This is a genomic window from Mucilaginibacter sp. SJ, from assembly GCF_028993635.1.
Lineage (GTDB): Bacteria > Bacteroidota > Bacteroidia > Sphingobacteriales > Sphingobacteriaceae > Mucilaginibacter.
This window is the reverse complement of record NZ_CP118631.1, coordinates 3,148,750-3,171,061: the sequence shown is the minus strand read 5'-3', so window position 1 is coordinate 3,171,061 and position 22,312 is coordinate 3,148,750. Positions and strand designations below refer to the sequence as shown.

General features: G+C 42.4%; 18 protein-coding genes. 12 read left to right on the top strand and 6 right to left on the bottom strand.

The annotated features are described in order from the left end of the window. Positions 1-75: 75 nt before the first annotated feature. Positions 76-495, bottom strand: coding sequence for a nucleoside-diphosphate kinase (locus tag MusilaSJ_RS12630; protein ID WP_091172728.1), 420 nt, complete (start codon positions 493-495; stop codon positions 76-78). Between the two features lie 210 nt (positions 496-705). On the opposite strand from MusilaSJ_RS12630, the gene MusilaSJ_RS12625 reads away from it, so the two are divergent. From MusilaSJ_RS12625 to MusilaSJ_RS12595, 7 genes are all read left to right on the top strand, one after another. Then, positions 706-1,716 (top strand): DHH family phosphoesterase, encoded by a 1,011-nt coding sequence (locus MusilaSJ_RS12625; protein WP_274990273.1) that lies wholly within the window; start codon positions 706-708, stop codon positions 1,714-1,716. A gap of 7 nt (positions 1,717-1,723) precedes the next feature. Further along, entirely contained in the window at positions 1,724-2,701 is a 978-nt protein-coding gene (locus MusilaSJ_RS12620; RefSeq protein WP_274990272.1) for an FKBP-type peptidyl-prolyl cis-trans isomerase, read from the top strand. A 61-nt stretch (positions 2,702-2,762) separates the two neighbouring features. After that, complete coding sequence (locus MusilaSJ_RS12615) at positions 2,763-3,755, top strand: FKBP-type peptidyl-prolyl cis-trans isomerase (RefSeq protein ID WP_274990271.1); 993 nt, start codon at positions 2,763-2,765, stop codon at positions 3,753-3,755. A 123-nt stretch (positions 3,756-3,878) separates the two neighbouring features. Then, the gene (locus MusilaSJ_RS12610) at positions 3,879-4,646 is read left to right on the top strand and encodes a TatD family hydrolase (protein WP_274990270.1); all 768 of its coding nucleotides are present in this window, start codon (positions 3,879-3,881) and stop codon (positions 4,644-4,646) included. A gap of 37 nt (positions 4,647-4,683) precedes the next feature. After that, a complete protein-coding gene (locus tag MusilaSJ_RS12605) occupies positions 4,684-5,706 on the top strand; it encodes an asparaginase (RefSeq protein ID WP_112651584.1) in 1,023 nt (340 codons plus the stop codon). A 386-nt stretch (positions 5,707-6,092) separates the two neighbouring features. Then, positions 6,093-6,533: a DUF6934 family protein gene (locus tag MusilaSJ_RS12600; protein ID WP_274990269.1), complete on the top strand. Its 441-nt coding sequence runs from the start codon at positions 6,093-6,095 to the stop codon at positions 6,531-6,533. A 34-nt stretch (positions 6,534-6,567) separates the two neighbouring features. Then, positions 6,568-6,732: a hypothetical protein gene (locus MusilaSJ_RS12595; RefSeq protein ID WP_274990268.1), complete on the top strand. Its 165-nt coding sequence runs from the start codon at positions 6,568-6,570 to the stop codon at positions 6,730-6,732. A gap of 99 nt (positions 6,733-6,831) precedes the next feature. On the opposite strand, the gene MusilaSJ_RS12590 is transcribed toward MusilaSJ_RS12595, so the two are convergent. Then, positions 6,832-7,542, bottom strand: a complete 711-nt coding sequence (locus MusilaSJ_RS12590) for a LytR/AlgR family response regulator transcription factor (RefSeq protein WP_274990267.1) — start codon at positions 7,540-7,542, stop codon at positions 6,832-6,834. Beyond that, entirely contained in the window at positions 7,539-8,558 is a 1,020-nt protein-coding gene (locus MusilaSJ_RS12585; RefSeq protein WP_274990266.1) for a sensor histidine kinase, read from the bottom strand. Before MusilaSJ_RS12585 ends, MusilaSJ_RS12590 begins: the two co-directional genes overlap by 4 nt. A 235-nt stretch (positions 8,559-8,793) precedes the next feature. Between MusilaSJ_RS12585 and MusilaSJ_RS12580 the strand changes: the two genes are divergently transcribed. Beyond that, positions 8,794-9,606: a DUF3108 domain-containing protein gene (locus tag MusilaSJ_RS12580; RefSeq protein ID WP_274990265.1), complete on the top strand. Its 813-nt coding sequence runs from the start codon at positions 8,794-8,796 to the stop codon at positions 9,604-9,606. Between the two features lie 93 nt (positions 9,607-9,699). Here the strand turns inward: MusilaSJ_RS12580 and MusilaSJ_RS12575 are convergent, their stop codons facing one another. Next, positions 9,700-11,112, bottom strand: coding sequence for a glycosyl hydrolase family 18 protein (locus tag MusilaSJ_RS12575; RefSeq protein ID WP_274990264.1), 1,413 nt, complete (start codon positions 11,110-11,112; stop codon positions 9,700-9,702). 367 nt (positions 11,113-11,479) lie between these two features. Then, positions 11,480-12,661 carry an alginate lyase family protein gene (locus MusilaSJ_RS12570; protein WP_274990263.1) on the bottom strand — a complete coding sequence of 394 codons (1,182 nt, stop codon included), beginning with the start codon at positions 12,659-12,661 and terminating at the stop codon, positions 11,480-11,482. 279 nt (positions 12,662-12,940) lie between these two features. On the opposite strand from MusilaSJ_RS12570, the gene MusilaSJ_RS12565 reads away from it, so the two are divergent. Further along, on the top strand, positions 12,941-13,474 hold the full coding sequence (locus MusilaSJ_RS12565; protein ID WP_129569882.1) for an OmpA family protein: 534 nt from the start codon (positions 12,941-12,943) through the stop codon (positions 13,472-13,474). Between the two features lie 59 nt (positions 13,475-13,533). On the opposite strand, the gene MusilaSJ_RS12560 is transcribed toward MusilaSJ_RS12565, so the two are convergent. Continuing rightward, positions 13,534-14,001 carry a DinB family protein gene (locus tag MusilaSJ_RS12560; protein WP_274990262.1) on the bottom strand — a complete coding sequence of 156 codons (468 nt, stop codon included), beginning with the start codon at positions 13,999-14,001 and terminating at the stop codon, positions 13,534-13,536. A gap of 213 nt (positions 14,002-14,214) precedes the next feature. On the opposite strand from MusilaSJ_RS12560, the gene MusilaSJ_RS12555 reads away from it, so the two are divergent. The 3 genes from MusilaSJ_RS12555 (at position 14,215) to MusilaSJ_RS12545 (ending at position 22,040) form a co-directional block, all read left to right on the top strand. Next, complete coding sequence (locus MusilaSJ_RS12555; RefSeq protein WP_274990261.1) at positions 14,215-15,927, top strand: arylsulfatase; 1,713 nt, start codon at positions 14,215-14,217, stop codon at positions 15,925-15,927. 45 nt (positions 15,928-15,972) lie between these two features. Then, a complete protein-coding gene (locus MusilaSJ_RS12550; RefSeq protein WP_274990260.1) occupies positions 15,973-18,450 on the top strand; it encodes a glutaminase family protein in 2,478 nt (825 codons plus the stop codon). 473 nt (positions 18,451-18,923) lie between these two features. Continuing rightward, on the top strand, positions 18,924-22,040 hold the full coding sequence (locus tag MusilaSJ_RS12545) for an AsmA family protein (RefSeq protein ID WP_274990259.1): 3,117 nt from the start codon (positions 18,924-18,926) through the stop codon (positions 22,038-22,040). Positions 22,041-22,312 lie beyond the last annotated feature (272 nt).

Sequence of the window (22,312 nt, the reverse complement as noted above, 5' to 3'; positions counted from 1 at the left end):
ACCATAATTACAAAAAAAACGTAAAAATTTCGGGTGTAACTTTTGGTTTATATAATTACACCCGAAATAGGTTACTTAAAACCTTTCAAAAGCCGAGAAAAAGAAGTTTCCTTCAATGTCGGCATTCTCGTCAGAGTCTGAGCCATGCACGGCATTTTCACCAATTGATCTTGCATACAGGTTACGGATGGTACCTTCAGCGGCATCGGCCGGGTTAGTAGCGCCGATCAGTTTACGGAATTCGGCTATAGCGTTGTCTTTTTCAAGAATAGCCGCTACGATAGGGCCCGATGACATAAATTCAACCAGTCCGTTATAAAAAGGACGCTCTTTGTGCACTTCATAAAACTGACCCGCTTTTTCGGCAGATAATTTAGTGTATTTAAGCGCCACGATTTTAAAGCCGTTTTTGGTAATAATGTCTAAAATAGCACCGATATGCCCGTCTGCAACGGCATCAGGCTTTATCATGGTAAATGTTCTGTTGTTTTTCATTGAAATAATTGTTTCTTTTTTGGGTTATTAATAGATTAAATGCCTTTGTTACGTTGGTTTTAAAATATAAGCTTACTGATGCTTATGATAACATTTAAAATTTGCGGCAAAAATAGGCTTTTGTAACTGTAAGATAAAGCTTTTTGAATTAAATTAGATGGTTTGTATTTCATTTATTTATTTAGCTTTGCAACTCTTTTTTAAGAATTGATGTTAGATTTAGCTTCGCTTACTGACCTTTTAACGAAACCTCAAAAAATAGTGATCACTACCCATCATAAACCTGATGGTGATGCTATGGGGTCGTCATTGGGCTTATATAATTATTTGATACAGCAGGGCCATCACGCCAGGGTTATTGCCCCTACAGATTATCCTGACTTTTTAAGCTGGCTGCCGGGTAATGAGAATGTTATTATTTATACCGAGCACCGCGAAGAAGCTGCTACTCTGATAGCCGAAGCGAAACTTATATTTTGCCTCGACTTTAATGCGCTGAGCCGTATCAATGACATGGGTGAGCTGGTTGGCGAGAGTAATGCCTACAAGATCATGATCGATCATCACCTGGAGCCTGCCGATTTTGACGATTACAGGCACTGGGATATCAATGCCTGTGCTACTGCGCAGCTGGTATATGATTTTATAGTAAACGAGCTTCACCACAAAGAACTTGTAAATAAGGATGTGGCAACCTGCCTTTACACAGGCATCATGACCGATTCGGCTTCATTCAGGCTTCCCAACACTACATCCGGAGTTCACCGCATAGTAGCCGACTTAATTGATGCCGGTGCGGTTAACTGGCGCATTCATGAGCTGGTGTATAATAGCGCATCTGAAAACAGGTTGCGCTTTTTAGGACATTGCCTGGCTAATTGCCTGGAGGTATTGCCCGAATTTAATACAGCTATCATTGCCGTTAGCAAACATGACCTGGAACGGTTTGACGTTGAAACCGGTGATACGGAAGGTGTGGTGAATTACGCTTTATCAATGGCAAGCATCCGTTTGGCAGCTTTTATAGTTGAACGTAGCGACAGGGTAAAACTTTCGTTACGCTCAAAAGGTGAGTTCCCGGCCAACGAGATTTGCAAAAAATACTTTAATGGCGGCGGTCACCGCAATGCGGCCGGCGGCCATTCTGAGGATAGCCTTGAACAGGTTATACAACAATTTAAACAAATTTTACCTGAATATAAAAAACTATTAATACAGTAAAAAAGTAATGATGAAAAGAAAACTGATGTTTCTGTCACTTGCGGCTATTGGATTTGCAAGTTGCAACGGTGGGTTTAAGCAGGGCGAAGGCGGCTTGCTTTATAATATCCACACTTCAAAAGGCAATCCTAAAATCAAAGAAGGTGACTTTTTGACACTGAACATGATCCTCAAAACCGATAAGGATTCAATTATCAATAACTCTTATGATAACGGACAGCCTATACCAACGCTGATGCCTAAACCCCAGACGAAGGGTGATATTGTTTCTGGCTTAGCATTGTTGGGCGAAGGTGATAGCGCCACATTTAAAATAGCTGCCGATTCGGTATTTAAAGGCGGTCAGCAACGCCCGCCGGGCTTTAAAGGTAAATACCTGGTTTATACTATTAAAATTGAAAAGGTAGTTGCTAAAGGCGCACTTACTGAGCAAGTTTTCCGCGATCGCGTTACCCAATATATGAAAGGTCAAACCGACGCCCTTAAAGGTAAAGAGCCTGCCAAGATCCAGGGTTACCTGGATGCACATAAAGACCTGAAATTTGTAAAAACTGCATCAGGCTTAAATTACGCAGTTACTACACCCGGCAGTGGTGCTAACGTAGCAGTAGGTGATACAGCAGTAATTAATTATACTTTAAGGCTTGTTACTGGCAAAGTTTTGGAAACAAGTGTTAAAGCAGTAGCTGTAAAAGAAAAGATGCAGATCAACCCGATGAACCCTTATCAGCCAATCCGTATTCCGGTAGGTGAAGGTAAAGTGATCAAAGGTTGGGACGAAGCTTTTCAATTGTTTAATAAAGGGACTAAAGCGATGTTGGTTATTCCATCATCATTAGGTTATGGCGATCAGGGAAGCCAGCAAATGCAGCCTTATACGCCGCTTGTATTTGAAGTTGAGCTGGTAAATATCATCCACCCAAATCCAAATGCACCAAAACCAGTTGCACCGCAAATGCAAATGCCAACCCCGACAACGAAATAATTATTATATTTTACAAGGCCTTTCCTGCTCAAAGCAGGAAAGGCTTTTTTATTTATAACTTATGAAAAAACATATTTTTTCTTTTTTATTGCCGGCGCTTTCTGCGCTTGCTTTAAATGCAGGTGCGCAAACGGCTGGTTTGCAGAAAACCGCTAAAGGTGCGCTTTATCAGATCTATACTGCTAACCCGGGCAACAAAGCTAAGGTCAACGATGTGCTTACTTTTAACTTTATCCAAAAAACAGATAAAGATTCAGTACTGTTCAGTAGTTATAAGGCAGGGCATCCTGTACAAGCGCAGGTGCAGGCCTCGCAAAATGTAGGCGACCTGATGGAAATATTCCCGCTGCTTGCAGCAAAAGATAGCGTCCTGGTTAAAATTCCAACTGATTCGGTATTTGTTGGTCATGAAGAAGCCCGTCCGCCATTTTTACCTAAAGGCAGCTTTCTTACTTTTATTTTAAAGATAGAAAAGGTGCAATCGTTAAATGATGCCATTGCCGAAAGGAATGCGGGCCTTGAAAAACTAAAACAAGCTGAAACAGCCGACAGAGAAAGCTATATTACGGCACATGGTCTTAAACCTGTTACTACAGCTTCAGGCTTAAAATACGTGATAACCAGCCCAACAATCAAAAGAAAGCCGCTTAACGGCGATACCGTGCTGGTAAATTATACCGGAAAGTTGCTTAACGGAAAACTGTTTGATACCAGCATTGAAGCTAACGCCAAAGCGGCAGGCATACAACAGCCGGGCCGCCCTTATGAGCCTATAAGCGTTGTTTTGGGCGAGCACAGGGTAATATCGGGTTGGGACGAAGGTTTGCTTTTATTAAATGAAGGTTCAAAAGCAACATTTATCATTCCTTCAAACCTTGCCTACGGCGAACGTCCTTACGGATCGGAAATCCCCGGATACAGCACATTGGTGTTCGATATCGAACTGGTAAAAATAAAACCGGGCAAACATGCCGCGGTTACCCCGAAACCGGCTGCTGGTAAAGCTTCACTAAAAAAAGCCGGCACAAAGAAACCGGCCGCTAAAAAGAACTGATAGAAGAAACCTCTCGCCAAAAGCGGGAGGTTTTTTGTTTATAAGGCGTAATTTTTAGTTAAAGTGATTTATACTTTACCGCCATAAATTCGTTATTAAGTATTCAAGGTTTATTTTTGCAGCATGGTTTTAACCGACACGCACACCCATCAATACTACGAAACCATTCCTGAAAAACGCGCGGCGTTAATGCAGCGTTGTATCGATAATAACATTACCCGTTTGTTTTTACCCAATGTTGATGCGGCTTCTGTTCCGCTGGTTTATGGTTTGGCGAATGAGTATCCTCAATATTGCTATCCGATGCTGGGCTTACACCCCTGTGATGTAAAAGAGAATTGGGAAGAAGAACTTTCGGCCATCATGAATGCCCATCAGCAAAACAGGATCTATGCCATAGGTGAGATAGGTATTGACCTTTATTGGGATAAAACGCATTTAAAGGAGCAGGTAGATGCGTTTGTAAAACAGATCAACTGGGCCAAAAGCCTTGATCTGGCCATTGTGATACACTGTCGCGATGCTTTTGATGAGGTGTACGAAGTGCTGAAGGGGGAAGCAGATGAAAAGTTGCGCGGTATTTTTCATTGTTTTGGAGGTACCGTTGAACAAGCCCAAAAAGTGATCGACCTTAATTTTTACCTGGGCATAGGTGGGGTAGTTACCTACAAAAACTCGGGGCTTGATAAAGTAGTACCGGAAATTGACCTTAAATATATCGTTTTAGAAACAGATTCTCCGTACCTTACGCCTGTTCCGTTCAGGGGTAAACCTAACGAAAGCTCGTACCTGGTATATATAGCCCAAAAGGTAGCAGAGCTTCACCAAACAAGCATTGAAAAAGTGGCAGAGGTCACTACCGAAAATTCCAGGCTTGTATTCGGAATTTAAAATTGTTTAATATTTATATACAGCATAAACTTAATTAATGAGCCAAATTTTGATCATCTATACCGGAGGGACAATAGGTATGATGAGTGATCCGGTTACAAAGGTACTCAAGCCTATCAACTTTGAGCAAATAATGGATAACGTGCCCGAGCTTGAAAAGCTTAACTGCCGTATCAAAGTACACTCGTTTGATGAGATCATTGATTCATCAAACATGAACCCTGAAATCTGGAGCGAGCTGGCCGGTTTGATCCAGTCAAACTATCATGATAATGATGGTTTTGTGATTTTGCACGGCTCCGATACGATGGCATATACCGCATCTGCATTAAGTTTTATGTTAGAAAACTTAGGCAAGCCCATTATTTTCACAGGCTCGCAACTGCCGATAAGCGCCATCCGTACTGATGCAAAGGAAAACCTGATGACAGCTATTGAAATAGCTAAAGCTAAAAAGAATGACCGCGCCCGCGTGCCCGAGGTTTGTATCTATTTTGACTATAAACTGTTCCGCGGTAACAGGGCTTTTAAATATAATTCATCAAAGTTTGAGGCTTTCCGCTCGCCAAACTATCCTATATTGGCCGAATCGGGCGTTCATTTACGCTTTAGTGCGAACGATATCAGGCTGCCTGAAGACGAAAGCTCGTTAATTGTACACAATAACCTGGTGAATGATGTGGGCGTATTGAAGTTATACCCGGGCATAAGCCCTAAAGTGGTTGAGAACATTTTAAGCGCCGACGTGCGGGGTATAGTAATGGAAACCTTCGGGGCCGGTAATACCACAACCGACAGTTGGTTTATCGATTTGCTGAAAAGCGCTATCGACAGCGGTAAGGTAATCCTTGATATTTCGCAATGTAAGGTAGGTACGGTTGAACTCGGCCGTTACGAAACCAGCAAACACCTCAAAGATATCGGCGTAGCCAACGGCTATGACATGACCTTTGAATCGGCTGTTACCAAAATGATGTACCTGCTGGGCCAAAGCGATGATCCCTTGCAGGTAAAAGAATGGCTGGAAACGGATTTGAGAGGCGAGATTACGGTGTCGTAACCAATCCTTTTTTAAATAAATTTTTCCGACCAGAGGGAGAATTCTTCTGCGCTTGTGATAAACAGGGCGTATAAGATTTCTCCTTACTCTGCGCACCCGGCCATCTTCTGTTCGTCGAAAATGACAGCTGCTTTTTAATGTCAATCCCGATTAAACATTGCCACCATATTTTTTTGCCCATCGGCTGAATATAATGAATTAGTCTACTCCAACGTGACAGCAGCGGATTTAGATGCCTGCGCATTTCTTTTTCATAAATTGTTATCGGATAGTATTATCAAAATCATTGCCAAGCGGGTGTTAATTAGCCAACCAAATAGCTAAAGAATTATGATATTCCGTTTTTTACTATAAATTCGAATACGCTTACCCGTTATTACAATTGAATGAATTTAGAGCGGTATAAATACTTTACAAATGATTACCGGGCCTACGAGTTTTACAGTGAGGGGCCAAAAGGAAGAATCAAGAAAGCGGTTGTTTATTCAAAAATTCAGAACAATCCAACTGTATATAATTTAGCATTTGGTGACGAAGATGTCGTTACCGGAAAAATTATTGATTCAATTGTTAGCAATAATAAAGATAGAGATATTGTTCTTGCCACAGTTGCAGCTACAATTATTGCATTCTCTGAGCGCTATGGTAATCATTTTATTTATGCGACAGGTAGCAGTCAATCAAGAACTCGATTATATCAAATCAGTATTAATATGCTATGGAGCGAAATTGAAGAAGACTTCATTGTGTTTGGATTTAGAGATGGAGACTGGCATGAATTTCAAAAAAACATTAACTATGAGGCTTTTTTGGTAAAGCGTAAATGATTAAGTAAATTTGTTATTATTAACGAGTTGCAATATGTCAATAGAAAAAAAAATAAGGATTACAGAAAAGGGATATGGACGTGCTATTTTAAGCCATGATGTTAAAAGTCATGCCAACGATCCTTTTATTTTGGAAAAGGTAGAGAAGGCAAAGGAGTTTATAAAAAAAGTAAAGCTACCTCGGGAAAAGAGCGAATAACCCCCAATAATCATTTCTTACTCAACTATCTCAAAAACGTTTAACAAAATAACAGCCATCTGTGTCCACCTTGCAGTAGGCTTGTTTGCCCTACTTACGCTAAAATATCCTTCTATTAATGAGCTTCATAAAACCATCTTTAAATTTTTCGCTTACAGGGATGTGTTTATCCGCGATATAAATATGGTTGTCCTGGATTTTTGCCAGTTGTTTGGTATTTACAATATAGGAGTTGTGCACCCGCACAAAGGGGGCCGAAAGCTGGTCTTCAATATCCTTGAGCCTGCGGTAAATTAATAACTGTTCCTGACTGGTAACAAGCCGTACGTATTCCTTTTCGCCTTCAAAGTATAAGATCTCGTCCAGTAAGATCCTGCGTAATACCTTGCCCGATTTTATAAAGAAATAGCCCTCATCATTAACCGGGCTTTGTTGCATCACAGGTTCGGACTTGCCAAAATACCCTTCAATTTTTTGCATGGCTGCCAGGAAACGTTTCAGTGTGATTGGTTTCAGCAGGTAATCAATGGTTTGATAGGTATAGCTTTCGGCAGCGTATTCAGAATAGGCAGTGGTAAACACAATTTTGGTTTGCGGTGGAAGCAAGCCTGCCAGCTCCATGCCCGTTAATTGCGGCATGTTGATATCCAGGAAAATAAAATCAACCTTATTGGTTTTTAAAAAGGCCAGTGCCTCAAGCGCATTATAACATTTGGCTTTAAGCTGCCACTGCGTACTTTGCTGCACCAGGATCTCCAGCAGGTTAACCGCGTTAGGTTCGTCATCAATTATGATACAGCTTAAATTCATGCTATCGGGATCTTTAAAAACGCGGCAAAGGTGTTGTTATTTTTATCAATTTTCAGGTCAAAATTTGAACCGTACAGCATGGTTAGCCTTTTGGTTAAATTAACAATGCCGAAACCGGCAGCTCGTTTGCTTGCTACTTCGGTATGGATAGCGTTATTGGTTTTAAAAAAAAGATAATCACCCTGCTGAACCAAAGATATGCCAATAAGGTTTTGCTCGCTCGATTTGTCGATGCCGTGCTTGAAAATATTCTCTACAAAGGTCATGAGCAGCATAGGCGGGATGCGGAGATCTGAATTGAAGTTTTTTTCAAAAAAAACAACTACCTCATGCCTGATCCTGATTTTTTCTAATGCGATGTAGTTTTCAATGAACTGTACTTCGGTGCCGATGGCTACATCATCCTTGGGACTTTCATCAACAAAATAGCGCATAATGTCCGAAAGCCGCTCAATTAATGCCGCGGTACGGGGAGCTTCACGGTAAGCCTCGTAATAGATGTTGTTAAGCGTATTGAACAAAAAGTGCGGCTGTACTTGTGATTTAAGCAGGTTCAGTTCGGCCTGGCTTTTTTGAATCATAATCTCTTCCGTTTGCTGCTTTAGCTTAAAATAAGCTATTGCTATGCGAAAGATCAGGCTCATAATGAAAATGAGCACTCCGCCCGAAACATAATTAATGATGGCTTTTTGACTGATATGCTCTGGTGTTTTTGCAAAAAAGGTATTATAAATAAGCAGCGTTGAATAACCCCGGAGCACACCCGTTGCCACTAAAAAAATGATGACAAGTAATACATACCAAACATATTTCTCCTTTTGGTAAAATACAGGATACAGGAAGAGGATGTTACCGTATATAATGGCCGCGTAAAACGTGGTGTTAACAATGGTATAAACAGCCGATTGTCCCGCTCCATCCATGGGCAAATAAGAAAAAAATAGCAACAGCGACACCGCTAACCATATCAAAAGCTGGAGTTGTGTAATGGACGGGCGGGTTTTAAATAGTTGCATTTTTAAAATTACTAAGCTTTTTGTTTGTGGATGCCGGTTTTAAATAGTTGCCGGCATTTATTCAATAAATGGCCCTAAATGTTCAATAAGCCGGTTTGCAGGTACATTATTGAATAAATACAGTATTAGGCTAAAAAGAACGCGGCAGTGGTTTAATCGGTTTCATCGGATGGTTGATAAAAGGCAGTTTTGAATTCTTAACAGAAATGTATCCTTATCAAACCATCAAATTATCATGAAAACCGAACAATTAGCCAAAAAATTAGTAGCTGTAAGCCTTAGCTTGTTGCTGCTGCTATCGCATACGCCTAAAGTATTTGCTCAAACTGATACCATCCGCGTAAAAGACAAACGCCTGCTTACATCGGCGCTTAAGCCCGGGTTAAAGCAATACCTTGTGTATTTTCAAAATACAAAAGACAACCGGAGCTTGAAATTTTGGCTTTGGCTGCGCGATATAAACCTCGAAACCCGTAACGGTGAAAAGGTATTTACTATAACCCAGCACTGGTATGGCAGCGATAGTTTATCATACCGTTCCATTTATTCCATTAATAAAGCGCCTGATTTCGCGCCGATTTATCATTCAGAAACCATCGGCAAAAAAACAAAAGCCTTTAACTGGGCTGCCGATAAAGTGATAAGTGCTGACACCGTTGCCAATAACGAGGCTAAGAGTTTTAAGCTTGATTTTACCTTCGCTAACTTCAATTGGAATTTAGACATTGAAACCTTCGAGATGTTACCGCTTGCCGAAGGCAAAAGTTTTGCTATCCCTTTTTATGAGGCCGGGATCCCTGCACCGCTTTATGTTTTATACAAAGTAACCGGCAGCGAGTTAATTACTACATTGGATGGTAACAAAGTTGATTGCTGGAAGCTATATAACGAAAGCGATTACAATGGCCGCCATTTTACCGAAACCTACTGGATCAGTAAAAAGAACCATGAGTTCTTAAAAGAGGAGGATTCTTTTGGAGGGGGGTATCGCTACAAAATAAAAATGATGGGTGCCGCGACTAACCTGCTGCCGAGGTTTGCGAAGTAAAATACATTAAAAGAATATACCAATCCTCTGAAAACAGCCGGGGCTATGATACTAAAATCATAGCCCCGGCCTTTGGTATAAGCAGTTAATAGTTTACTGATTCAACCCAAATGCTTCCCAGCCCGATGCGGTAGTCCGGTTACAGGTCATGGCCTGCGTACCGTTTTCGCTGGAAATGAATTTGCCGTTGTTGCCGCGCAACGTTATTTTTCCGTCGGTGGTAACTATCCAGTCAAATTTTTCCCAGTCGCTTGGCGTGGTGCGGTTACAGGTGATGGCTTGTGTGCCGTTTTCGGACGAAACATATTTACCCATGCTGCGCAGGTAGATTTTGCCGTTGCCTGCGTCAAGAACGGTGAAATGTTCCCAGTCGCCGGCGACAGTGCGGGTGCAGGTCATAGCCTGCGTACCGTTTTCGCCGCTTACATATTTACCATTAAAGCCTTTAAGCGATATTACAGTGCCTATTGGAGGAGCTGGCGGAGGGTTGGTAGTTCCGCCGGTAATAATAGTGTTCATGGCCGAAAGCAGGGAGTTGGCACCTGAAGCGTCGCCGCCCAAATCCCAGATCATCATGCCCCCTGCCTGGTTAAGTGCAAGGGTGGTTTTGCTTTTAATGGTTGGGATGCCGTTATAGCCAAAAGTTTGAAAGGTATCTGAGTTGGGACTACCGCCTATAGCTAATACATCTACATAGTTTTTGGTTGAATAATCGTACCGGTTATCCCTGGCATAAAACGGAACCCCCAGTATAGTTTTGGCTGCAGGTAAACCGCGGTTTGCCCAGTAGCTTAAACAATCAACAGCCGATTGGTAGGTAGAATGCTGGAAGTTGTTGTCGTCATAATCCATGATGTTGATCCAATCAAGGATAGAGAACATATTGCTGGTAACGTAAGTAGCCCCAACCGAGATAGATGCAATGGTACATAACCTGCCGCTGTTATGCATGGCAGTTGATAGTTCCTGCAGTAATAAATAAAAGTTATTGGTTTCGGTACCTGCCGAGGGGAACTCCCAGTCGATATCCACGCCATCAACATTATACTGGCTACAAAAGTTGACCATATTATTAACAAAAGTGGTACGGTAACCGGCATTGGCTACAATGGGATGGAAGGCATCGCCGCCACCACCACCGCCTACAGATATCATTACTTTAACATTATGGCTGTGTGCGTTTGATACCAGGCTGGTGAATTTTGAAAGGTTATCGAGCGGGTTCAACCCTCCGGTATTGGTAGGGGTAAGAAAGGCGTAGTTAACGTGGGTCAGTTTGCTGTATTGAACAGCATTTACATCGCCCTGCCAGCTGGGCAGGTAACCTATTACTTTAAAGGAGGCGATAGGTACAGCATTGTTAACAGCAACAGGCTTGCTGCTGTTATCGTTGTTTGAATCGCTGCCGGTTTTAAACTGGTTCATGTTATCCTTTTTACAGGATGATAGCACGGCGAGTGCAGCCAGGATCAGGCCAAGGAGGTAAGAGTTAAGTTTCGATCTCATAAGTTAATTTGTTAAATGGTTTTAGATGTATTATTTGGTTTATAAATAAGCCGGGCAATAAAACACAAACCTGTTAACCAAATTCATGATACTTATGAATATCATATACTAATACCAGGAAAGGCGCGTTAATAGGTATAATAGATGTTTTTGTATTGGTAAAATTATATAAACATCTTATTGTAAATACCTTATAATAACCTCAATACGATTCCATCACAAGCGTAGTAGTGCTTTTGTAGTGTGATTGCATACGGAGAAAACCCGCCTTCCCGACAAAAAAATATTTTGATGATACGCTTAACTCACAGTTTATATATTATTATAAGCACGAAAAAGCGTTGACTGGGGGAATCGCTTACCCGATTTAAAACCAGATAAGCGGGTGCCTGATGGGTAAATTCCGGATAACTTCTTCAACCTGAGGGTTATGATCCAGTTTTTGCCAGGTTGTTAACCATGCTTTTTCATGGTAGGCATTAGCGCCAAACAGCAGGAAAGGCTGCGCAATAGGCCAGTTGTCCCAATACATTACGTCGGGTTTTAAAGTCCATTTACTTTTATCTGCCACGAAAGGATATAGATAACTTATTCCTTTTTTGATGGATTTGCCATCCGGTGTTTCAAAGTTCCACAAATTATCCCGCGGGCTTGAAAGGATCTGGCATAGCATGGTCATGGCATCGAGGTTAAAAATAGAGTAGCCATAGGGTTTGGTACGAGCCATCTCTAAGGGGAAGCTGCCGTCGGTGCCCATTTGGCGGGGGAGCAATATCGTTTTGTATCGCACGCGAATCGAATCGAGTACTACCTCATTTTTGCAAAGTTTGGCAAAGGAGGCTACCTGCATAGCCCAGCAGGTGGCGTGGTTGTTTTTAACATCCCTTTCCTGGATGCCGGGTTTACTGGTCATGAGCCAGTTGGTATAATCGGTAAACCATTTTTTAACAGCGGCTGTAGTTTCGGCGTCCATAGCTTTTTCCATCACGATAATGCCTTGCGCAACTTCCATCAGGTGAATGGTGTCGATAATGCCATAATTACGGCCGGTGAACTGTCCCTTAACTGCCTGGGCGAACCAAAGACTTGGGTTCATCAACGTTTCGGGACCAATAAACCAGGCTTTAAGGTGGATTACAGCCTGTTTAACATATTTTACATCTCCGGTTATTTTATAGGCCGATGCCAGGGCGCCGATGATCTTACTAAAGCGGATCATGGCTTTGCGGTGTTCTACAAAGTTATCCGGGTTGCTAAGCCCGTCACGATTGATGTAAGGGCCATCGGGGTTTTTAGGATCAGGCCAAAAATAGTCGGCTTCCGAAAAAAAGTCGTGTTTACCGCCCGCACTCCTGGGTGAAGATGACGCTGTAACTGTAACCGGCTGCTGTTGCATGGCCCAGGCGGCCTCGGTCATTATTTGCTTTTTGAGAGTTTGTTCTGCAGTTTTTTCTACAGGAGATTTATCTGGTTTTGATTGTACGGGCGTAAAAGCAAATTGCGTTAAGGTTGTAACAGCAATTAAAATTGCAGCAAATAATTTTTTCATGGCGATGGTTTATAATGGTGCCGGCAAGATAAGCATAGTGGATAATTGTTTTTGGTGTGTAGGGGATTGGTGGAGGCGTTTTTTCACGACAACGTTGAAGTAAAAAACGCTTAGCGCATTTATTCTTCATTAGGATTTGCAGGTTCTCCAGGCAAATGGCATAACTATTGATTAAATAATCTACATCAGTATGTAAAAAGCGTTATTCAGCCATAAAATTATGGTTAGGCACTATAAACATTATGCCAACGTTTTTTATGTTTACGCAAATCATTAGATATGAAAACTCTAAAAACACCTTTATTAGCTCTTGCAATAGCTGTTTTAGCTATCACTACCCAAGCCTGCAAAACCAAAAAAGCGGTTGTGCAAACGCCGCCTCCGGCTCAGCCTGCACAACAAGCTGCAACACCTCCGCCCGCACCAAAACCGGCGCCAACCCCTCCGCCGGCACCTGCTCCTGCACCGGAGAAACCGGATTATAATTTCAGCAATATCCAGTTTGAGTTTAATTCGGCGGTGTTAAAAACTGCTTCGTACCAAACTTTAGATCATATTGTTAAAGAACTGAAAAAAGACCCGTCGGCGAAATTTGTTTTAAATGGCAATGCTTCTGCCGAAGGTACTGCCGAGCATAACATGTCATTATCTGTAGATAGGGCAAACTCTGTAAAATTGTACCTGGTAAACAGCGGTGTTAATGGCGACAACCTTACTGTAAAAGGCTGGGGCGAAAGCAAACCGATAGCTGATAACACTACCGAAGATGGCCGTGTACTTAACCGTCGTGTTGAGGTTAAGCTGGCACAGTAAATAAAAACTTTAATAGAAATCACAGGCAGCTCATTGGGCTGCCTTTTTTGTTGGATAAATTATTCGGCACCATTAACCAATTGAAAAATCGTGAATAAATGATGGGCCTCATGCAATACAAAAAACTCTGCCCATTTTAAAATGGTAAGCCTGCCATATTTAGGGTGTACGCCGATGCGAGATAATTCTGTATCGCTAAGTCCCGACAACAGATCGATAATTGTTATCCGGTCCGTATTTATCATGTCCAGCAGCTCTCTTAAACCCATTGATCTGAAAGGTATAAACTCAGGATCAAGGTCTCCGGTGTAACGATCAAAAACAGTTGTATCTTCATTCAAAATCAGGTGTATGCGCTTTGTAAATATTTTCTGGTACCGGGCCAGGTGGGCTATGTTATCTAAAGCGCTCCATTTGCCGGGTACCGGTGGCGTAATTAATTTATCATTGCTTATATCGGCAACCAATTGTTCTATGGTAAGATGCTGGGTTTTTAGTCTTTCGGAGAGTGATGTATACAAGCTCATATGCCTTACGATTAATTTTAAAATTCATCACAAAAATGATACGATTTTACTAATGATTGAGCCGTTTTGTGTAAAATGATTGCTTTAATTTGGAATGTGTAAAACTGTCCGTAGTGCTATATGTTCAGGCATAAAAGCCCCGGTCATTTTTTAACCTTCCTGCTTTATTAAAACGTAAATTTAACCGAACTGGCGCAGGTATTTTGATCACCTATGAATAAATATAAACTATATGCCGGCTTATTTTGTGCCGGTGCAATAGCGCTTGTTTCAGTTGCGTGGCAAACTAAAGTCGTGAAGCAACCTGAGCAGGCAAGGAGACGCCCGAATATTATCGTGATCCTGGCCGATGATATGGGTTTTTCTGATCTGGGCTGTTATGGTGGTGAGGTTAATACCCCCAACATCAATTACCTTGCTCAAAATGGTATCCGCTACAGGCAATTCTATAACACATCGCGTTGCTGCCCAACAAGAGCATCTTTACTTACCGGTTTATACAATCAGCAGGCAGGCATAGGCAAAATGACCGACGCCGAAGACGAACCCGGCTATCTCGGTCATATTACAGAAAATGCAATAACCCTTGCCGAAGTTTTGAAATCCGCAGGTTACCATACCGCCATGTCGGGAAAGTGGCATGTGTCCAACACCAACGGACAGCCTAACGCGCAGGACCAGATGGCCTGGTTAAATCATCATAAAGACTTTGGCGATTTTTCGCCCATTAGCCAGTACCCAACCAGCCGCGGGTTCGAGAAATTTTTTGGAACCATTTGGGGCGTGGTCGATTTTTACGATCCTTTTAGTTTGGTTAGCGGTACTAAGCCCATTAAAACCGTCCCCCAAAACTACTATCATACAGATGCCATTAACGATACAGCGGTAGCTTATATCAATGGCTACGCTAAATCGTTAAAGCCGTTCTTTTTGTACGTTGCCGAAAATGCACCGCACTGGCTGCTGATGGCAAAGCCAGAGGATATTGCCAAATATAAAGACACTTATAAAGCGGGCTGGCAGGCAATCCGCGAAGCGAGATACAAAAAGATGGTGAAGCTTGGCCTTATCGATCCTGCAAAAACAAGGCTGTCCGATCGCTGGAAAGGTGATCTGCAATGGAAAAACAATCCTGATAAAGAGTGGGATGCCATGGCCATGGCTGTTCATGCCGCCATGATCGACAGGATGGACCAGGGTATTGGCCGCATTATTAAAACGCTGAAAGAAACAGGTCAGTTGGATAACACGCTTATCGTTTTCCTGTCGGATAATGGGGCAAGTGCTGAAAACTGCGCCGCTTATGGTCCGGGTTTTGATCGCCCTAATGAAACCCGCGACGGACGGAAAATTGTTTATGCCACAAAGAAAGAAGCTTTGCCAGGCCCGGAGACTACTTATTCGTCAATCGGGCCGCGTTGGGCAAACGTAGCCAATACGCCGTATGAATATTGGAAAGCCGAATCATATGAAGGTGGTATCCATACACCGATGATTGCCTTCTGGCCAAAAGGAATTACTGCTAATAGAGGTGGCTTTAATGACCATGTAGGCCATGTGATGGATTTCATGAGCACTTTTGTTGAGCTGGCCGGGGCTAAATATCCTAAAACATATAAGGGGCACAACATTCCACCGACTACAGGTATCAGCCTGGTGCCAAGCTTTAAAGGAAAATATGCTCCGGGTCATGAGGATTTGTTTAACGAGCACTTCGGCGCGAGGTATGCGCGTTCAGGAAACTGGAAGCTGGTATCGCTGAGTAATGATACTACCTGGCATTTGTACGATCTGTCGCGGGATAAAACCGAAACTGCCGATCTGAAATCGAAATACCCGGAAAAAGTGCACCAACTGGATAGCCTTTGGCATATCTGGGCAAATACGCACCAGGTTTTTCCAAAGCCGGGAAATAAGAGTAAATAATAAAAAAACCAACAATAAATTAAAACCAAAAGTAAAACGTAGTTTATGAACCGCATTTTTAAAAAAACGTACTTGCTTGTTTCCGGACTGGCAGCATCGTTTGTTGCACAAACAGCGCTGGCACAAGATAAGATGCCGTCTTATCCGCTGATCACGCACAACACTTATTTCAGCATCTGGTCAAACACCGATAAGTTAAATGAATCAACCACCAAGCACTGGACCGGGAAAGATCAATCGTTACTGGGCCTCATTAAGGTTGATGGCAATTACTACCGTTTTATGGGCGCATCGGCCGTTAATTATAAAACCATTTTAGCCGCTACCGACGAAAAATCATACACCGGCCAATACCAGGCCGAAACTGCCCCGGCAGAAGGTTGGGAAAAGCCAGGCTTTAATGATCAAAGCTGGAAAAGCGGCGCTGCACCTTTTGGCGATGAGCGAGCAAGCAAAGGCACAGACTGGCGGGGTAAAGACATTTGGGTTCGTCGTAAATTCAATATTGCCGAATTACCGAAAGGCCGTTTAATGCTGAAAATTTATCATGATGATGAAGCCGAAGTATACCTGAACGGCCAGCAGATTGCTGCCGAAGGTGGTGCTAATGGCGATTTTGAAACAATTGCATTATCCGCCAGCGCAAAATCAAATTTGAAAGCAGGCGAAAACGTTTTGGCTATCCATTGTAAAAACACCGGTGGCGGCTCGTTTATTGATGCCGGGCTTGCTGAAGAAGTGTTGAGCAAGGATGACGAAGCCGTTAAACTGGCTGTGCAAACCAGCGTTAAAGTTACAGCTACCCAAACCGTATACAACTTTAAAGCAGGTGAGGTAAACCTGAAACTTACTTTCACTTCGCCATTGGTTATGGGCGATTTGAAATTACTTACCACCCCGGTATCATACATCACTTACCAATTGAAATCAACCGATGGGAAAGCTCATGATGTCCAGATCTATCAGGGAGTATCAAGTAATCTCGCTGTAAATACACCATCACAGGAAGTTACCGTATCAAAATACAGCCAGAACGGGCTTAAATTGCTAAAAGCCGGCACGGTTGAACAGCCTGTATTGCAGAAAAAAGGTGATAACCTGCGTATTGACTGGGGTTATGTTTATGTTGCTTCATCAACCGCCGGAGCTAAACAATACATCACTCCCGAAGGCGATGCTGTTTCATCATTCCTGGGCGCCCAAAAAGGTGAAGCTACGGTTACTGGTAAACAATTCATGTTAAGCACAGTATTACCATTTGGTAAAGTGACTGCTACGCCGGTATCTAAATTTATTTCGGTTGGGTATGATGACATCTATGCTATCCAATACTTCAAAACCAATTTAAGGCCATGGTGGAGGAATACTCCGGGTGTTACTATTGAAGGCGTACTGAGTGATGCTACCAAAGCTTACGCTAAAGTGATTGGCACTTGTGTAAAAACAGATGCTAAGATCTGGGCCGACGCGGTTAAAGCCGGTGGCGAAAAATATGCTAAACTATGCGTAATGGCTTATCGTCAAAGTATTGCCGCACACCAGGTAGTTAAAAGCCCGGAGGGCGAATTGTTATTCTTATCTAAAGAGAATTTTAGCAATGGCTCTATCAATACGGTTGACATTACTTACCCTTCGGCTCCAATGTACTTGCTTTACAATCCTGATTTGTTGAAAGGCATGATGAACGGCATCTTCTATTTCAGCGAAAGCGGCAAATGGAACAAACCTTACTCATCGCACGATTTGGGTACTTATCCATTGGCCAACGGCCAAACTTATGGTGAAGATATGCCGGTTGAAGAAAGCGGCAACATGATCATCCTTAACGCTGCTTTAGCAAAAGTTGAAGGTAACGCCAACTATGCCAAAAAACACTGGAAAACATTAACTATCTGGACTGAGTATCTTGCCAAATCAGGTTTTGATCCGGGTAGCCAATTGTGTACTGATGACTTTGCCGGTCACCTGGCACACAATGCCAACTTATCAGTAAAAGCTATTGTAGCCATTGATGCCTACGGCGAATTAGCAGGTATGTTAGGTGATGCCGCAACCGCTAAAAAGTACAAAGCGATGGCTAAAGATATGGCCAAAAAATGGGAAGAAAAAGCCAATGCCGGCGACCATTACGGCCTGGTGTTTGACAGCAAAGATACCTGGAGCCAGAAATATAATATGGTTTGGGATAAAGTGCTGGGCTTGAAGTTGTTCCCTCAAAAAGTGTACGATAAGGAGCTTAAATACTATGTGTCACACCAAAATGAGTTTGGTTTACCGTTAGATAGCCGTAAGACCTATACCAAAAGCGATTGGATCCTGTGGACAGCGGCCATGGCTAATAACAAAGCTGATTTCAACGCTTTAGTTGCCCCGGTTTACAAATTCGCTACCGAAACCTCATCACGCGTGCCGTTAAGTGACTGGCACGAAACTACCAATGGTAAAATGGTAGGTTTCCAGGCGCGTAGCGTAATTGGTGGCTATTACATGAAAACTTTAAGAGATAAGTTGGCGGGTAAGTAAGCGTTCATTTTGAGATTAATTGAAAAGGGAACTTGCATGTCAGGTTCCCTTTTTTACACCTACCAGATTCTGGTCGAAGTTTAGCGGTAACGTAACTTCGTCCTAAAAAGATGGAAGCATTCTGCTTCCGTGGCCTTACCATGTTTTAATACAATAGCGCTTTGTAGGGTTAAGCTGAAAGCTTAACTTGTTTTAGGACGAAGTTACGCTACCGCTAAACTTCGACCAGTTAGGGCGGGGGGACGAAGTAATCGCACGAAGCACGGCCGCTCTGTATAGTATGCGATTGCCGCGTCGCGCCTTTGCTCAGTCCCAATGCCGCTCCTCGCAATGACATGATTTACGACTGATGGTCGGGTTTTCACCGTACCACGCCAAAGTCACTTTCTCCTAACATTACAATCATCATAATTTGATATCCAATAATTAGGTTTTATGATTACTTTCATGCTTCGTTAGCTATAATAATTTCTATGCCGCTCCCCTTAAAAAAAATATTGGTTAAAACGCTTAAAATAAGCGCCATCACCGTTGTTAGTTTATTGCTGTTGATGTTCCTTTTACCGTACCTTTTTCCCGAAACAGTGACTCAGAAAATTAAACAATGGGCCGCCGGCAGCGTAAACAGCAAGCTTTCGTTTTCGGATACGCGCTTATCATTCTTTAAAAAATTCCCGTCGCTAACACTTACATTGAATGATTTTGTACTGAATGGCAGCGTGCCTTTTCAGAATGATACCTTGGTTTCGGCTAAGGAAATTTCGTTGGCTATAGATCTTTCGTCGGTTTTTAAAAACAAGATCAATGTAAACAAGATTTATCTTGATCACGCGTTGATCAACATTCAGGTTGATAGTGCCGGTAAAGCCAATTATAATGTTTACAAATCATCGCCCCCTAAACAGGATAATAAAGCCGATACCGCCAGTGCATCATTAGGGATTGAACAGATTTTGATAGACAAAAGCCACCTGGTTTATGACGACCGTTCATTGCCGATGCAGATCAACGCGCGGGAACTTAACTACAAAGGCAGCGGCGATTTAAGCAAAGACATCTTTGACCTTTATAGTCATGTTGATGCTGCTTCGGTAGATTTTTATTACGGCAATAAGGCCTACGTGCTCAAGAAAAAAGTAAATGCCGACCTCGTTACCAGTATCAATACCAAATCATTGGCCTTCGCATTTCAAAAAAACGACCTGCTTATTAACAAGCTCCCGGTTAAATTTAAAGGCCGGTTTGAGTTCCTGAAAGATGGTTATGATATGGATTTCAAGATCAGGAGCGATCAGAATGATCTTGGTGATGTTTTTACCGCGATCCCGGATGAATACGCCAAATATGTTGATAACATGGATATCAGCGGTAATGGCATCATCCAGCTTGATCTTAGCGGAAAGTACATCGCCTCAAAAAATATTATGCCCAACCTGGGTATCAGCATGAAAGTGCGCGACGGTTCCATCGTTAACAAAAGTACTCCTGCGCCGGTTAAAAACCTGTACCTGAATATGGATGCCAGTTTGCCTGGCCTCAACCCCGACAGTTTAAAAGTTAATATTGATTCGGTTTATTTTAATATTGGTAAGGACTACTTTGGTTCGGTACTGAAATTAAAGGGAATCAAATCTCCATACATTTATGCTAAAGTGAACACCGAAATTGACCTGGAGCAATGGTACAAGGTTTTTGGCATTAAACCATTCCAGGTAAAAGGAAGGTATGGTTTGCATTTACTGGCCGAAGGTAAGTACACCACCGGCATCAGGGAAACGGGGCTAAGGAAAAAAGTTGATACCGTAATAACCAGTATCCCCCAATTTAAACTCAAGTCGACATTCAGGAACGGGTATTTTAAGTACAGCAAGCTGCCGCAGTCCATCAACAATATCAGTTTTGATCTGGATGCCGCTTGCCCGGATCATAATATTGCTAATGCCACGATGGATGTGCGCAACCTTAACATCAATGCACTTAACAACTACATCAAAGGCTATCTGAAATTAAGCAATAAAGCTGGTGCATTGATTGATGCCGGGTTGAGTGCTAAATTTCATCTGGATGATATTAAACAGTTTTACCCGGTTGATAGCATTGATTTCCGTGGTGATTTTGATGCCAACCTGCAAAGTAAAGGCAGGTATATTCCGGCCCGCCGCATCTTCCCGGTTACCAACGCGGAGATCAACCTGAAAAACGGATATATTCAAACCAAATACTATCCGCACCCCATGCAAAATGTGCAGGTTAGTGTAAACATTTTTAACAATACCGGCTCGTTAAAAGGATTGAAGGTGAATATTAAACCGGTGTCGTTCAATTTTGAAGGCCAGCCATTTTTGCTGAGAGCCAATCTCCGCAACTTTGATGACCTTGACTATAACGTAACTTCTCGAGGTAGCCTGGACCTGGGTAAAATTTACAAAGTGTTTGCCGTAAAAGGATATGATGTGAACGGTTTTGTAAGCACCAACTTTAAACTGAAAGGCAAACAAAGCGATGCTACTACGGGCCATTACGAGAAATTGGATAACTCCGGCAGCATGAAGGTGAAGAATATCAAGCTTACAACGGAACTATTCCCGAAACCATTTTTTATCACCAACGGCGTATTTAGCTTTAACCAGGATAAAATGAAGTTTGATCAGTTTAAGGCGAACTATGGTAAATCAATAGTGGTGCTTGATGGTGCTTTATCCAATGTAATAGGTTACGCTATGCAACCAAATTCGCCGTTAAAAGGTGAGTTTAATTTGAAGAGCGATTTGATTGTTGCTGATGATTTTATGGCCTTTGCCGGCGTACCTGCATCTGCCAAACCGACTAAGTCAGCTGGCGTGATATTGGTGCCTGCAAACCTCGATCTTAATTTTGCCGCCGATGTAAAAAAGGTGAAATATAACGGTTTGGATATCAGCGATGCCAAAGGCTCTATGAATATTTCCAACGGGCAGATCCTACTTAAACAAACCGGGTTTAGCCTCATTGGCGCTCCGGTGGTTATGGATGCAACTTATGGCAGCATCAACCCGCAAAAGGCATTTTTTGATTACCACATCAATGCCAAAGAATTTGATATTCAGCGTGCTTACCGCGAGATTAAATTGTTCCATGATATGGCAACTTCGGCGGCGCATGTACAAGGCGTTGTATCTTTAGATTATAAATTGGCCGGTAAGCTTAACAGCGATATGAAGCCGGTTTATCCATCATTAAAAGGCGGTGGTGTTCTTTCAGTAAAACAGGTTAAGGTATATGGATTAAAGCTATTGAGCGCGGTAGGTAAAGAAACCGGGCATGATAGTATTGGCCATGGCGATGTTAAAAAAGTTGATATCAAAAGTACTATAGCTAACAACATTATGACCATCGAGCGGACCAAAATGCGTATTGCAGGTTTCAGGCCACGGTTTGAAGGCCAGGTAGGTTTGGATGGTAAACTGAACCTGAAATTCAGGCTGGGACTGCCGCCTTTCGGTATCTTCGGGATTCCAATGACCATTACCGGTACCCAGGATAAGCCTATCATCCATTTAGGTAAAGGCAAAAAAGAAGATGAACTGAAAGAAACTCAGGATGACGAGTAAGAAGGCAAAGCATCAAGAGTTCATGTATTAGAAGAAATAAGATGCATGGGGATGTGCGATTCCCTCCCCTGAGAGGGTGTAGGGAGGGGTTTCAGCGAGATACCCGGTCGTCGCAAAGGCGTATAACCCTCCCTGCCAACGCTCAATCCCACCACACCCCTCCCTTAGGAGGGAATTAAAAGCCTTCCTATATCTATCGAACGCATGTAAAATAGTTAACACACGGTAGTTGGTTAACATTAAGTTCACATTGAAATGCTTTTTTTGTTTGT

Coding starts and splice junctions, on each gene's coding strand:
- MusilaSJ_RS12630 (WP_091172728.1), bottom strand. CDS start 495: ATGAAAAACAACAGAACATTTACCATGATAAAGCCTGATGCCGTTGCA.
- MusilaSJ_RS12625 (WP_274990273.1), top strand. CDS start 706: ATGTTAGATTTAGCTTCGCTTACTGACCTTTTAACGAAACCTCAAAAA.
- MusilaSJ_RS12620 (WP_274990272.1), top strand. CDS start 1,724: ATGATGAAAAGAAAACTGATGTTTCTGTCACTTGCGGCTATTGGATTT.
- MusilaSJ_RS12615 (WP_274990271.1), top strand. CDS start 2,763: ATGAAAAAACATATTTTTTCTTTTTTATTGCCGGCGCTTTCTGCGCTT.
- MusilaSJ_RS12610 (WP_274990270.1), top strand. CDS start 3,879: ATGGTTTTAACCGACACGCACACCCATCAATACTACGAAACCATTCCT.
- MusilaSJ_RS12605 (WP_112651584.1), top strand. CDS start 4,684: ATGAGCCAAATTTTGATCATCTATACCGGAGGGACAATAGGTATGATG.
- MusilaSJ_RS12600 (WP_274990269.1), top strand. CDS start 6,093: ATGAATTTAGAGCGGTATAAATACTTTACAAATGATTACCGGGCCTAC.
- MusilaSJ_RS12595 (WP_274990268.1), top strand. CDS start 6,568: ATGTCAATAGAAAAAAAAATAAGGATTACAGAAAAGGGATATGGACGT.
- MusilaSJ_RS12590 (WP_274990267.1), bottom strand. CDS start 7,542: ATGAATTTAAGCTGTATCATAATTGATGACGAACCTAACGCGGTTAAC.
- MusilaSJ_RS12585 (WP_274990266.1), bottom strand. CDS start 8,558: ATGCAACTATTTAAAACCCGCCCGTCCATTACACAACTCCAGCTTTTG.
- MusilaSJ_RS12580 (WP_274990265.1), top strand. CDS start 8,794: ATGAAAACCGAACAATTAGCCAAAAAATTAGTAGCTGTAAGCCTTAGC.
- MusilaSJ_RS12575 (WP_274990264.1), bottom strand. CDS start 11,112: ATGAGATCGAAACTTAACTCTTACCTCCTTGGCCTGATCCTGGCTGCA.
- MusilaSJ_RS12570 (WP_274990263.1), bottom strand. CDS start 12,661: ATGAAAAAATTATTTGCTGCAATTTTAATTGCTGTTACAACCTTAACG.
- MusilaSJ_RS12565 (WP_129569882.1), top strand. CDS start 12,941: ATGAAAACTCTAAAAACACCTTTATTAGCTCTTGCAATAGCTGTTTTA.
- MusilaSJ_RS12560 (WP_274990262.1), bottom strand. CDS start 14,001: ATGAGCTTGTATACATCACTCTCCGAAAGACTAAAAACCCAGCATCTT.
- MusilaSJ_RS12555 (WP_274990261.1), top strand. CDS start 14,215: ATGAATAAATATAAACTATATGCCGGCTTATTTTGTGCCGGTGCAATA.
- MusilaSJ_RS12550 (WP_274990260.1), top strand. CDS start 15,973: ATGAACCGCATTTTTAAAAAAACGTACTTGCTTGTTTCCGGACTGGCA.
- MusilaSJ_RS12545 (WP_274990259.1), top strand. CDS start 18,924: ATGCCGCTCCCCTTAAAAAAAATATTGGTTAAAACGCTTAAAATAAGC.